Origin of the sequence: Lacinutrix sp. (assembly GCF_029238095.1) — a bacterium.
In the GTDB taxonomy this organism is placed as follows: Bacteria; Bacteroidota; Bacteroidia; order Flavobacteriales; family Flavobacteriaceae; genus Lacinutrix.
The window spans coordinates 41,589-54,837 of the sequence record NZ_JAQWGS010000011.1 but is presented as its reverse complement, the minus strand read 5'-3'; the positions used below and the strand labels follow the sequence as shown (position 1 = coordinate 54,837).

The following is a 13,249-nucleotide window of genomic DNA, read 5'->3' as shown; positions in this document are numbered from 1 at the left end:
GCGAAAGCAGTACTCTGTTTTACTAACAAATAATTTCAATTAATAAGATTCCTGCTTCCGTAGGAATAAAAAATAAAATTTCAATTATGGCAAAAGATATAAAATTTGATATTGAAGCTCGCGACGGTTTAAAACGTGGTGTAGACGCATTAGCAAATGCAGTAAAAGTAACCTTAGGACCAAAAGGAAGAAATGTAATTATTAGTCGCTCATTTGGAGCACCTATAGTTACTAAAGATGGTGTAAGCGTTGCAAAAGAAATAGAATTAGAAGATGCTCTTGAAAATATGGGAGCACAAATGGTAAAAGAAGTTGCCTCAAAAACTAACGATTTAGCTGGAGATGGAACAACAACTGCTACTGTTTTAGCACAAGCCATTGTAAAAGAAGGCTTAAAAAATGTTGCAGCAGGCGCAAATCCTATGGATTTAAAACGTGGTATCGACAAAGCTGTAGCTGCAATAGTAGAAGATTTAGGCAAGCAAGCTAAAGAAGTAAAAAATTCTTCTGAAAAAATTAAACAAGTCGCTTCAATCTCTGCTAATAACGATGAACTTATAGGAGACTTAATTGCCAAAGCTTTTGGTAAAGTTGGCAAAGAAGGTGTAATTACTGTAGAGGAATCTAAAGGAACAGATACTTATGTAGACGTTGTAGAAGGTATGCAGTTTGACAGAGGTTACTTATCGCCTTATTTTGTTACTGATAGTGAAAAAATGATTGCAGATTTAGAGAATCCTTATGTGTTGTTATACGACAAAAAGGTATCTACAATGAAAGATTTATTACCTGTTTTAGAGCCAGTTGCACAAACTGGAAAACCATTATTAATTATTGCAGAAGATTTAGATGGTGAAGCCTTAGCAACTTTAGTAGTTAATAAATTACGTGGCTCTTTAAAAATTGCTGCAGTAAAGGCTCCAGGTTTTGGAGACAGACGTAAAGCGATGTTAGAAGATATTGCTATTTTAACTGGTGGAACAGTAATTTCTGAAGAACGCGGCTTTACACTTGAAAATGCTTCTATTGAAATGCTAGGAACTGCAGAACGTATTACTATAAATAAAGACAATACTACTGTTGTTAATGGTGCTGGAGACAAATCATTAATAAAAAATAGAGTCAACCAAATCAAGTCGCAAATAGAATCTACTACTAGTGACTACGATAAAGAAAAACTACAAGAACGCCTTGCTAAGTTAGCAGGTGGAGTTGCTGTATTATATGTTGGTGCTGCTAGTGAGGTAGAAATGAAAGAAAAGAAAGATCGTGTAGACGATGCTTTACATGCTACAAGAGCTGCTGTTGAAGAAGGTATTGTTGCTGGTGGTGGTGTTGCTTTAGTAAGAGCCAAAAAAGTGTTAGAAAAAATTACTACAGAAAATTTAGATGAAACTACTGGTATACAAATTGTTGCAAGAGCGATAGAATCTCCTTTACGTACCATTGTAGAAAATGCAGGAGGCGAAGGTAGTGTGGTAATAAACAAAGTTTTAGAAGGCAAAAAAGACTTTGGTTACGATGCTAAATCTGAAACTTATGTAGACATGCTTAAAGCTGGTATTATCGATCCTAAAAAAGTAACACGTATTGCATTAGAAAATGCAGCGTCTGTTGCAGGAATGATTTTAACTACAGAATGTGCTTTAATAGACATTAAAGAAGAATCTGCTGGTGGTGGAATGCCAGGCGGAATGGGTGGAGGCATGCCAGGCATGATGTAATGGCAAATCGCCAGAGATAAATTAAAAAAACGCTTCTAGATTGATTTCTGGAAGCGTTTTTTATTAAGGTTCGTTTAACGGTCTAGTATAAGTATAGTAAGGGATTTGTTTGTTTTTATATAGGTTTAAAAACTAATGTTGAGAGCACAAAACTACCATTAGATATAGCCTTGCAACCCTTATTATACTTATACTTTGTTGTGAGCAGTTGTCAATATCAAAATAGGCTTTTATATGTTATGGTTGTCGGTTTAGACCTATAATATGCCTTAGCAATTTCTTTCATAGTATCTAGTCTATACTTTTCCATATTCTGTCGGTCATTATATTTTTTTAGCATTAAATCCCAATCTCTTTTTTCTTCTTGATCCACTTTTTTTGCAACTTCATTTATTAATGTTTCAGCTTTTTTCAGGCAAGGCGAACTTACATCGATAAAACTTAAAAATCTTAAAGCATTAGAATAATTATTTTTAGAAATTTCAGTTTTAGCTTTCAATAAATTTGTTTCACAAGTCTGCTTTTGATAGGCGTTAAATGCTTCAATAGATTTGTCTTGAACAGTAGCATAACAACTTTTTGCTTCTCTTGGAACTGAGGATAACAATGCTATTGCTTGGTCAAATTTTTGAGTTTTCATTAAAAAATTTGAATCATCCAAAATTTGATTGCAGTTATCATTATAATATGTTAGTATTTTTTCTTTAGCTTCAAAAATAAACTCTTTAATCTTATTGTTGGTAGTTGGGATTTTTGAAATTGCATTAGCTATTGCTTTTTCTTTATTGTAACCACTACCTTGAATAGATTTTGAATATGAAGAAAATATTTTTTTGGTGCTGTATTGTTGTATAAAAAGATTGAATTCAACTTCAATAACTACCAAATTTCTCATACCCTCTATCACTGACTCGTCAAAGATTTCCAATTTTGGATAAATTAAAAATTCATTGGTATAACCACTACCAGAAATCCCATTTTTTGTCACAATGTGTTGTATTTTAGATTCTATCTTAGAAATTGATTTCCTTGATAAATACTCGGTATTATCGGGTAAGATGACAGATAAAGAAATACTATTTAAGTCATTAGTATTGTTTTGCGCACTTAAAATCGCAAAATTTAGAATGTATAAAAGTATAAGTATTTTTTTCATAGTTTATTGAATTATAACGTTAATTTTACCAGAACCTTCCATATCCGTTTTTACTTCTAATCCTAGAGATTTAATATACTTCCTCAATGCACGGGCAACTTTAGATGCCATATAATTTCTACCGTTTGAGTCTTTTAAAGGTATTCTGTAGTCATCAATAATCATTTCGCTTTCACTAATACCTTGAATATGATAATAGTTTTTAAATGAATTATCATCGAGCCAATCTTCCATTAAGTCCGATATTAAGTCACCATCATCATTTATTTCAGAGTCCATATTGTAATCAGAATCGGCATTAAATCCAATATTAATTCTAACAGATCTTCCATTTTCAACAATATCTCCAAATTTATTGTTTAAAGTGTTTAAAAATTCTTCCGCACAACTTTCGACTGCTTTTTGAGATAATTTTGCAATATCATCTGTATAAAACTTACCAGATTCACCAACTTTATTTGAAAGAGATTGACCTGTGAATGAATCATAGCCTTGTAATATTAGTTTTACAGAGTTTCCGCTACTTGATTTTTGAACAAAAACTTCAACTTCTACATAAAAATCTGCACCAGACAACCTGATAACATTCGCTTTTAAATCTGTTTTGTTACCGCTATTTAAAGTAGTTTCTTTTAGAGCTATTTTTAAAGAACCAACAAAATCTTTGGTTGTAAACCCTCTGTTATCGAAAGCTTCTTTAACTTCAGTTATAGCGATTCTTTTGTTAAAATCATCTTCTAAAATTGTTCTAATATCCTGTCCTTCCTTAGTGTATGGCAAAACCATTATTGTAGGTTGAACAGTATTAACTTTTTTATCTTGCGCAACACTTACGCTAAGTGAAAACAAGCACATGGTTATTAATAAAAATTGTTTCATAATTAAAATCCAAATTTTCTTATAATATTGTTAGTCTCTAAATCTTTTTTCAATGCCATTGTATTTATTTTAATGTCATTTACTACAGAAGTTACGCCTTTATTTTTCTGGCTAGGTGATGATTCATAAATACTCATTATGAATGATTTATATCTGTCGCTAAAAAAACTTTTGAAATAATTTTGATGTTTTAATAAAATCTCATTTTCATTGGGGCCAATTAAGGGATTTTCTATATGTGTATTTGGGATTCCTCTAAAAAATAAAATCTCAAATGCTTTTTTTTCTGAATCAAAGATAGCTTCTTCTATATTCTTACCGAAACCAACACTTCTTAATTCAATAGTCTTATGCTTATCTTCATTTACAATATTTACTTCTGCTGTAAGAGGAACAGTTATTTTTTTAGCACACGATACCAAAATGCAAGTAATCGTAATTAATGTTAGTACTTTTCTTATCATAATATTAATTTTTTGAATGACACTCTATTTTAGCACCTGAATTAAATTTAGTGAATATTGCTTCGCCACCTTTAACAACTTTTGCTTCTGAAATTTCATCACCCTCAACCTTTGTTATTTTTATTTGACCGAGTTCTTTTTTTCTTATTAAGGTTTTTCCTCCAACCTTTTTATTTATTAATTCAAATACTGTAAATTCTTGTTTGTTTTTTGCACCATTTAAGTTACCAGTATTTATTAAAATTGATTTCGCTTTATTTGAAGATGCTTCTGTTATTTCTATAATTAAAGTCGTTACAGGGAAGTGTTTACCAACAAACTTATCGATTGCTTTTTGTGTGCCTTTTAACGAATTAAAAAAAGCTTTTTCTGGGGTATTATCACCGCCAACTAAAGTACTACCAAGACCTCCTATAAAACTTTGTTTTGGTCTAATTAACTCACTAGCCAAAACTTGCCCAGTTGCAATATCTATAACTTGTAGTGAAAAAGAAATTTTACAATCATAGGAATCGCTATTGTCAATTGTATTTTTAACAATGTCTACTTGACTTATACTACCTGTTACTATTTGTTCGGCACCTTCCAAACTAGATTGTTGAACTGTTTTACCATCAATAAAATCTTCACTTTTTTGCAATTCTTTTTCTGCTTTTAGTTTTCTAAGGTTTGTTCTGTCAACAATGTCAAACCTGTTCGTAGCATAAAAAGCTTCCTTGACTTTGTCTTCTATTGCCTTTACATATTTTAAGGAAACATTGGATGATATTGTTTCAAATGAAGTTATTGCAACACTCTTTTTTTGAGCAAATACAAAAATGTTTAATAATAGTGTAAGTGTAATTGTTAATTTTAGTTTCATTTTATTTTTTTTAATTCTACCTACTTCAAAATTCAGTTGGCTTTTCGGTTTATTCCCAACATTATATTCAAGTCAAATTAGTCGTATCATTTGACAGGTAATAATAGTAATTTTTCAGTTGTTTAGCAATTCAAAATGAATATGTTAAACAAAGTTAGTTTATTTTATTCAAAAAGTCAAGTCAGTTAATTAAACCAAACGGCATACTTCTGTCTACGTAGTTCAAGAGCCAAAGCTTCTTCTATTTTAAGTGCTTCTGTTCTTGTAGCAATTGAATCTATATGGTTGTACAAACTTGGTCTTAAATACATGCCATACTTTTCTACAATATTAGAAGACAACTTGTATCCTTTTTTATTTCTATAACCAGTTTTGTGTTGTGTAAACCGTTCTTTTGGTGTTTTACTTGTCATGCCAACATACAAACATTGCAACACACCATTAAATTGTGGGTTTGCATTTCGAAACTTAGTGTTTTCTGTAAACACACGTTTCGATAATTCTATTACATAAATTCTGTAAGGCATAGTGTAAATATAAAAAAGCCTGAATGTACATTCAGGCTTTATATATAATTATTCCTTTTTAGTTATTCTTTTTTATGGTCTTCTTGCACTTCTTCATCACGATATTTACAACAAGGATGTACTGTTTCGTAGGCTTCGTCTGTAGCTTTTAATGTTTTAGTATCATGGCCAACTGCTACAATACTTTTTTGTATGGTTTCAAGATTTGTTTTACGCTCATCAAAAATTAATTTTAATTCATGCGTTTCTACATTCCAAATAGCAGACTTTACGCCTTTGGTATTTAAGCTTGCTTTTTCAATACGCTTTTTACACATTAAACAAACACCATCTACTTCTAAAGAAGTGCGTTCATTTTTGTTTTGAGCAAATGTTACTGTTGTTATTAAAAAGGTTAATACTAATGTTACTTTCTTGATTAAGTTTATTGATTTCATATTTTAATTATTTTATTATAAAATTCTTTACTTCTCGGGAATTAAGTTATTTAATTTTAAATCTAAGTCCTGCATAATAGTTAGCTCCAAAAATTGGGCCATATACAAAAGTAGTATCAAAACTCGAACCAAAAGGATTATCTGCCGATACTATTGGGTTCTCTTGTCTGGTGTTGAATATATTTTCTCCACCTAAATATACTTCAAATTTTGGAGAAAACACTTTAGTTACTTGAGCATTAAAAGTCGCTACAGTCTTAGAATACTCTGATAATTGGTATTGTATTGGGTTATTTTGTGTAGATGATAAACGTTGAGCGCCTAACCAATTATAGGTTGCATCAAATTTCCATTGTCTAGATTCGCCTTCATCTACTTCTGTTTCATAAGATGCATTTGCAAAAAAACGATGTTTTGGTGTTAATGGTCGTTCTAACTTACCTGAATTAAATTGCGTTTTAACATCATAGTTTTTATAAGCCAAACGCGTATTAAAATTATTAAAAGGCTCGTAATGTAATTCTACTTGAAAACTATTGGCATAACTCTCTCCAGCTAAATTATAAAAATTTACTTGTTGCGCGTTTTCATAATCGACTACCACTTGGTTTTTAAAATCTGTTCTATAAAAGTCTGCTATCACCTCTCCTTTTCTTCCAAATACTCTAAAGCCTTGTAAAAAAGACACGCCATAATTCCATGCAATTTCTGGATCTAAGCCATAAATTGCTCCAGTGGTATTTAAAATATTTATGTTTCGTGATGTCGAAAACAGTTTTTGGTTTTCGGCAAGAATATTAGCACTACGTTTTCCTCTTCCTACAGATGCTCTAAACACTCCTTTTTCCCATGTGGTATAACGCAAATGCAAACGAGGTGTTACAAATGTGCCTAATAAATTATGTCTATCTACTCTTAAACCTGCTGTAACATTTAATTTATCTAGGTTAAAATAATTATACTCTAAAAAACCACCAATAGAGTTTTCGGTTCTATTAAAATCTGTTGTATTTACTAATTCATCGTAATGATCGTAAGTATAACTTATACCAGTTTTAATTTTATGTCGAGAATCGCTTATTATAGTATTATAAATTACATTAGCATATAAACTATTATGCTCAATATCGTATGTATTTAATCCAAAATAAGAGTCTTGTTGGTGACCACTAAAAGCAGCTTGAACACCAATACTTTGCCATGGTAATTCTGCATTAACATAACCTAATTTAGCACTAACCTCATAACGCTCGGTGTCAATTTCACTTCCCCAATTATTGGTTGTTAATTTATCTGTTTCTGGATTAAAATCTATTTCACCAGTTTGTTTATCATCTTTTAAATACTTTAAATTTATAAAACTTACCAAGCCTTTTTCTGGATTAGTATATTGCCAACGGTTCATTACATTAACTTGATTATACAAAGGCATATCTAAAAAGTTATCGTTATTTACATCGTGTTTTGTGTTTAAGGTACTGCCGTGTAAATAAACTCCTGTTGTCCATTTATCGCTAACTTTTGTATTAAAATGCGTGTTTAACTCTAGACGTGCGTTACTTGCTCCATAAAGGTTTACAAATAGTTTATCGTCTGTTGTAGGTTTTACTAATTCTGCATTTATTTGTCCTGTAATACTTTCGTAACCATTAACAACACTTCCTGCGCCTTTTGTAATTTGTATACTTTCTACCCAAGTTCCAGGAATAAAACTAAGTCCAAAAGCTTGAGAGGCACCTCGAATAGATGGAATGTTTTCTGTGGCTATTAATATGTAAGGACTTGTTAAACCTAACATTTTTATTTGTCGAGTTCCTGTAACAGCATCTGCAAAATTTACATCTATTGAAGGATTGGTTTCAAAACTTTCAGACAGGTTACAACAAGCCGCTTTTAAAAGCTCATCGCTACTAACGTTAATTACATTCTGAGACGATAAATAAGAAATTGAAGATGGTTTTTTTCTTGATGTTATTTCAATTTCATCAAGTTCGCTTGTTGGTTTTAAATAATGCGTTATAGTTTTTGGGCTAGAAATTAATAATGTATCTGTTTTATAACCTACATAACTTATAATTAGTTTGTTATACTCTTTTTTATAAGGAATTGTAAATTTTCCATCAAAATCTGTAACATCTCCAACTGTAGTTCCATACCAAATAACGTTAGCTCCTGGAAGTGGTGTTTTACTTGCGTTATCTTCAAAAACAGTGCCTTTTAATTCCGATTGAGAGATCGCAAATAATGGCAATAATAGTATTATATAAATTATCTGCTTCATTATAAATAGGTATAAGTTAACATAATAATTGCCATAACAATCATAATTGTATTCTCTATAAACGTCGCCTTCGTCATTGGTAATTTAAGTGCTGTTCCTAAACACGCACATTGTATTGCTTTTTTATCTAAAAGCGTTTTGGTTACGCCAATAGTTGTAATACCCAGAATAATAATGGTTATTATTAAAGCCATTGGAACTTGAATACGCATTAAAAAAAGGATTCCTATGGCAAGTTCTAAAAAAGGATAGATTTTAGCATAGAACGGGATTTGCTTTGCTAGAGGATCGTACATTTTAAAAGATTCTGGAAAACCTTTTAGGTCTAGGATTTTAAAGAAACTAAAAACAATATAAAACAAGCCCATAAAATCGAGCATGAAACTACTCCATTCCCAATTTTTATAATGCATTAAAATGGAAGCTGCAGTTATGTAACCAAAGATTATAAATAATGGTTTTAATTGTTGAAGGTCACTTTTTTGTGCTTCAATTTTAGAAGTTTTAAAAATGTTTTCTTGTTCTTTTTCTGAAATTAAAAACTTTTCTGGTAGTGCTTCCTGAAGCGATTTAATTGAAATGTATTGAGACATTTCGACTGTTACTTCTTGAGCCTCAAGATCTACAGTCGCTTGAGTTATGTTTGGTAAAGCATTCAAATGTTTTTCTACTGAAGCTTTACAAGCATTACAGGTCATTCCTGTAACTGTATATGTATGTATCATTGTATTTTATTTAATAAATTATTTCGTAAACTAATGTTTCCGCGTAAGCGAAAACTAAAGAAATAATATATTAAATTAAGAAGGTTTCATCTAGAACTTGTATGTCATAAATGAGGTTTGGAGGAACATATTCCTGATGCGAAACAGTTTGTTTAGGCAAGCCTATAACTAACGAAGTATAGCTGTAAACATGAGATACAAAAACGATTTGTAGACTGAAATTTAAATCGTCAAAACTATTTACTTTTAATTTATCTTGACCTTTAATTACATCTATTTCATTTTTACAACAACCTTTCTTAGTTGTTGCTTTCTCTGTAAAATCTCCATTACAAGATTTTGCTTTTGTAAAAACAGCAGTGTCTATTAAATTAGATCCACAATAGTGAGACTCAACAGTAAAAGACAGTGTTGAGAACAACACTGCAAATGCCATTAAAAAGGAGAAACTTCTATTTACTAATTTAATTTTCACACTACAAAGTTAATTAAATTTTAAACAGATAGCTTTAAGTTTTAAGCTTTAACATTAATTTAAGCGCTTTTTCTTTGATAATAAAAAGCAGGAAGTAGCAATAACAAGAGTATGGGTTGGATTAAAAACCTTCTAATATTAAAAAACAAGTAGTAGTCTTCTTGTTTAGGATTAAGAACAAAGTATAAAAACAAGCCTAACAGAATTACATAAAACATGATATAAATTAATACCGAAAACTTAACGACACTATTATCTTTAAAAAACACATATAAAATTACTAACGAAATTAATGTATTAATAACATACCTTAATGTAGTTGAAAGTGTTAATTTTAAAACTTCGCGTCTTGGAGAATCGAGATACAAATAATCACTCTGAAAGAATTTTAAATAAGGATCGTAAAACAATTCATCTTCAAAAGCACGAATTAATAATAATAATAATCCAAAAAGCAAAAGGAGCCAGATATATTTAATAAACTTACTCATTCTTTTTACCAAGATTAGAAAATTTATTCACCCAAAGCATCCATAATAAAAAAACTATCCCATAGATAACAGCAGGAAAAATTACTGTGTGTAAAAGTTCACCATGCCATGGATAATAATACAAGCCAAGTGTTAAAAGTACAATTCTAAAAAGGTTTACAGTATAAATAATGACACTTCCCAACACTAAAAACAATACGGTTACTTTAAATTTACCTGAAAAAGCAATCACGAAAGACACAAATAAAATAATAACACTTATACCATTACAGCCTTCTATTATTCTCACAATATATTTTCCTTCTAAAATTAGTTTCATTGAAGGCTCCTGTTGATGCATTAAAACTTGAGCACTATACCCAATACTATTTAGTAAATATTCAGTTTGTGATGCAACAATATTTGTAACATAATCTGGATAAAATTGAGAACCAATAGATGCGCTTAAATAGTATTTATAACCAAAAGATAACACACTATATACTAACAAAAATGTAAGAATAAATTGTAATACAGACTTATATTTTATAAAAAGTGTTTTCAAATTTAATTATGAAAATATTTAGATTTAGAAAGCATGAAATTACACCTTTTTAAATACTTTTACCAAAAAAAACACCCTTATGATTTTTGAAACGTTAAAACCAAAAGCTGAAACAATACTTTCTAAAAACGAAAATACTGTAAATGAGCGTTTAATGAAAATATGTGAGCTATTAGAAGCAAATGTAAGCCATTACAATTGGGTTGGTTTTTATTTTAAAAATGGTAATAAAAATGAACTAAAATTAGGTCCTTATGTTGGTGAGCCTACAGACCATACCATTATTCCTTTTGGGAAAGGTATTTGCGGACAAGTAGCATTAAGCAATAAAAATTTTGTTGTACCAGATGTTGCTGCTCAAGACAATTACATTGCATGTAGCATTACAGTAAAAGCTGAAATTGTAATTCCAATTTTTGTGAATGGTGAAAACATTGGGCAAATAGATATAGATTCTAATACTCCTGATCCTTTTACTGAAGAAGATGAGCGTTTTTTAGAGTTTGTTTGTGCAAAAGTTTCAGATATACTTTTGCAAATCCCAAATTAAAAAAAACTAAATCCCAAAGGCATACTAAATAATCATTAACTTACTTTTAAACAGATTTTTAGAAGCAGGTTAAACATCTCATTTTCAAAGCACCTATTTAAAGGCTCTGTTATTTATATTTTCATTTTTTGAAATTTTGTTTTTGAACTTTGAAATTTAAACCACGTTGTTAACAACTAACACTTTTAGTTGAAAACCCATTTGCTTTTTTAAGTAAATATCATTTCCTTTTTTTGTAAATTTGATGGCTTATTAACACAACTACTAATGAGCAATAACAAAACAATTAAATCTGCATTAATATCTGTATTTAGCAAAGATGGTTTAGAACCAATTGTTAGAGAACTTAACGCACAAGGCGTTACAATTTATTCTACTGGTGGTACAGAAAAATTTATTAACGATTTAGGTATAAAAGTCGTTCCTGTAGAAGATGTAACATCTTACCCTTCTATTCTTGGAGGTCGCGTAAAAACATTACACCCAAAAGTTTTTGGTGGTATATTAAATAGGCAAAACCATGATGGTGATATTGCCGAAATGACAGAATTCAACATTCCACAAATTGATGTTGTTATTGTAGACTTATATCCTTTTGAAAAAACTGTAGCTTCTGGAGCCACAAACCAAGACATTATAGAAAAAATAGATATTGGTGGCATTTCGCTAATTCGAGCAGCTGCCAAAAATTATGCAGATGTTATTTGCGTCTCCTCTGTAGGAGATTATACTGAGTTTTTAGAATTAATTACGGACAAAAAAGGAAACTTAACAGAAGATGACAGAAAACGTTTTGCTGCAAAAGCTTTTAACGTTTCTTCTCATTACGATTCTGCCATATTTAATTACTTTAATACTACCCATGAAATTGCGGCTTTAAAGGTGTCCGAGACTAATGGTAAAGTATTACGCTATGGCGAAAACCCACATCAAAGAGGCTTCTTCTTTGGTGATTTTGACACTATGTTTAACCAGTTGCATGGTAAAGAATTAAGTTATAATAATCTTTTAGATGTAGATGCAGCAGTAAACTTAATGGACGAGTTTAAAAACGATGCGCCTACATTTGCTATTTTAAAACATAACAATGCTTGTGGCCTAGCACAACGCGACACTTTACATCAAGCTTATGTAGATGCTCTAGCAGGAGATCCTGTTTCTGCCTTTGGTGGTGTATTAATTTCTAATTCTGAAATTGATATAGCAACTGCAGAAGAAATACATAAATTATTTTGCGAAGTAGTAATTGCTCCAAGTTTCTCGGCAAAAGCAGAAGCACTCTTAAAAGGCAAGAAAAACCGTATTCTATTAGTATTAAAAGATGCCGAATTGGCACAAACTACAGTTAGAACATGTTTAAACGGTGTGTTAGTTCAAGATAGAAATAACGTAACAGACAAAAAAGAAAATGTTAAAAACGCAACTACTAAGGCACCTACAACTGCTGAGTTAGACGATTTAATATTTGCTTCTAAAATTTGTAAACACACAAAATCGAATACAATTGTTCTAGTAAAAGACAAACAATTGTGTGCAAGTGGAACAGGACAAACCAGCCGTGTAGATGCTTTAAACCAAGCCATACACAAAGCACAATCTTTTAAGTTTAATTTACAAGGCAGCGTAATGGCAAGTGATGCTTTCTTTCCTTTTCCAGATTGCGTAGAGATTGCTAAAAACGCTGGAGTATCTGCAGTAATACAACCAGGAGGCTCTATAAAAGACCAATTAAGTGTAGATTATTGTAATGATAATGGTGTTGCGATGGTTTTTACAGGAACACGTCATTTTAAACATTAAACAAATTTCTTTAAAAAAGGAATCTTTTAATAATATTAACTTGCCTGATATATTTTTCTATATATCAGGCTTGCTTGTTTTATTTCGGGACGCTTCATCAAAAACATCCTTTAATAAAGAAAAGTTAAATAAGATGAGAATTATGAATAATATTTAATCTTTTAAATACTATTAATTAACAATTCCGCGAAAGCGAATAAGGTCATAAAAAACCGTCTAAAATTCTTACAAATATCTTTTTTGTTTTATTCTTATGCTTCTAAATCCTTAAGCATTAAAAATTTATATAAGAAGTATATAAAATAAAGGCTGTTTTTTTCGTTAGTTTTGTTAC

General features: G+C 30.5%; 14 protein-coding genes. 3 read left to right on the top strand and 11 right to left on the bottom strand.

Annotated features, from left to right (window positions below; all coding sequences use genetic code 11):
- The first annotated feature begins 86 nt into the window (after positions 1-86).
- Entirely contained in the window at positions 87-1,724 is a 1,638-nt protein-coding gene (groL, locus tag P8H50_RS03655) for a chaperonin GroEL (protein WP_300205707.1), read from the top strand.
- A gap of 217 nt (positions 1,725-1,941) precedes the next feature.
- On the opposite strand, the gene P8H50_RS03650 is transcribed toward groL, so the two are convergent.
- The 11 genes from P8H50_RS03650 to xrtF form a co-directional block, all read right to left on the bottom strand.
- Entirely contained in the window at positions 1,942-2,880 is a 939-nt protein-coding gene (locus tag P8H50_RS03650; protein WP_300205705.1) for a hypothetical protein, read from the bottom strand.
- A 3-nt stretch (positions 2,881-2,883) separates the two neighbouring features.
- Positions 2,884-3,759: a DUF6175 family protein gene (locus tag P8H50_RS03645; RefSeq protein ID WP_300205703.1), complete on the bottom strand. Its 876-nt coding sequence runs from the start codon at positions 3,757-3,759 to the stop codon at positions 2,884-2,886.
- A gap of 2 nt (positions 3,760-3,761) precedes the next feature.
- Positions 3,762-4,223, bottom strand: a complete 462-nt coding sequence (locus P8H50_RS03640) for a hypothetical protein (RefSeq protein ID WP_300205701.1) — start codon at positions 4,221-4,223, stop codon at positions 3,762-3,764.
- Between the two features lie 4 nt (positions 4,224-4,227).
- The gene (locus tag P8H50_RS03635) at positions 4,228-5,085 is read right to left on the bottom strand and encodes a CsgG/HfaB family protein (protein WP_300205699.1); all 858 of its coding nucleotides are present in this window, start codon (positions 5,083-5,085) and stop codon (positions 4,228-4,230) included.
- Between the two features lie 185 nt (positions 5,086-5,270).
- Entirely contained in the window at positions 5,271-5,612 is a 342-nt protein-coding gene (locus P8H50_RS03630) for a GIY-YIG nuclease family protein (protein WP_300205697.1), read from the bottom strand.
- 62 nt (positions 5,613-5,674) lie between these two features.
- Positions 5,675-6,031 carry a cation transporter gene (locus P8H50_RS03625; RefSeq protein WP_300205754.1) on the bottom strand — a complete coding sequence of 119 codons (357 nt, stop codon included), beginning with the start codon at positions 6,029-6,031 and terminating at the stop codon, positions 5,675-5,677.
- 64 nt (positions 6,032-6,095) lie between these two features.
- Positions 6,096-8,330, bottom strand: a complete 2,235-nt coding sequence (locus P8H50_RS03620) for a carboxypeptidase-like regulatory domain-containing protein (protein ID WP_300205695.1) — start codon at positions 8,328-8,330, stop codon at positions 6,096-6,098.
- A complete protein-coding gene (locus P8H50_RS03615; protein ID WP_300205693.1) occupies positions 8,330-9,055 on the bottom strand; it encodes a MauE/DoxX family redox-associated membrane protein in 726 nt (241 codons plus the stop codon). Before P8H50_RS03615 ends, P8H50_RS03620 begins: the two co-directional genes overlap by 1 nt.
- A 70-nt stretch (positions 9,056-9,125) precedes the next feature.
- Entirely contained in the window at positions 9,126-9,530 is a 405-nt protein-coding gene (locus P8H50_RS03610; RefSeq protein ID WP_300205691.1) for a hypothetical protein, read from the bottom strand.
- A gap of 59 nt (positions 9,531-9,589) precedes the next feature.
- A complete protein-coding gene (locus P8H50_RS03605; protein WP_300205689.1) occupies positions 9,590-10,021 on the bottom strand; it encodes an exosortase F system-associated protein in 432 nt (143 codons plus the stop codon).
- Positions 10,014-10,565, bottom strand: coding sequence for an exosortase family protein XrtF (gene xrtF / locus P8H50_RS03600; RefSeq protein ID WP_300205687.1), 552 nt, complete (start codon positions 10,563-10,565; stop codon positions 10,014-10,016). Before xrtF ends, P8H50_RS03605 begins: the two co-directional genes overlap by 8 nt.
- A gap of 79 nt (positions 10,566-10,644) precedes the next feature.
- Here xrtF and P8H50_RS03595 point away from each other — a divergent pair, with 79 nt between their 5' ends.
- Complete coding sequence (locus P8H50_RS03595; RefSeq protein WP_300205685.1) at positions 10,645-11,115, top strand: GAF domain-containing protein; 471 nt, start codon at positions 10,645-10,647, stop codon at positions 11,113-11,115.
- Positions 11,116-11,382: 267 nt separating this feature from the next.
- A complete protein-coding gene (gene purH / locus P8H50_RS03590; protein WP_300205683.1) occupies positions 11,383-12,915 on the top strand; it encodes a bifunctional phosphoribosylaminoimidazolecarboxamide formyltransferase/IMP cyclohydrolase in 1,533 nt (510 codons plus the stop codon).
- The last annotated feature ends 334 nt before the right edge of the window (positions 12,916-13,249 follow it).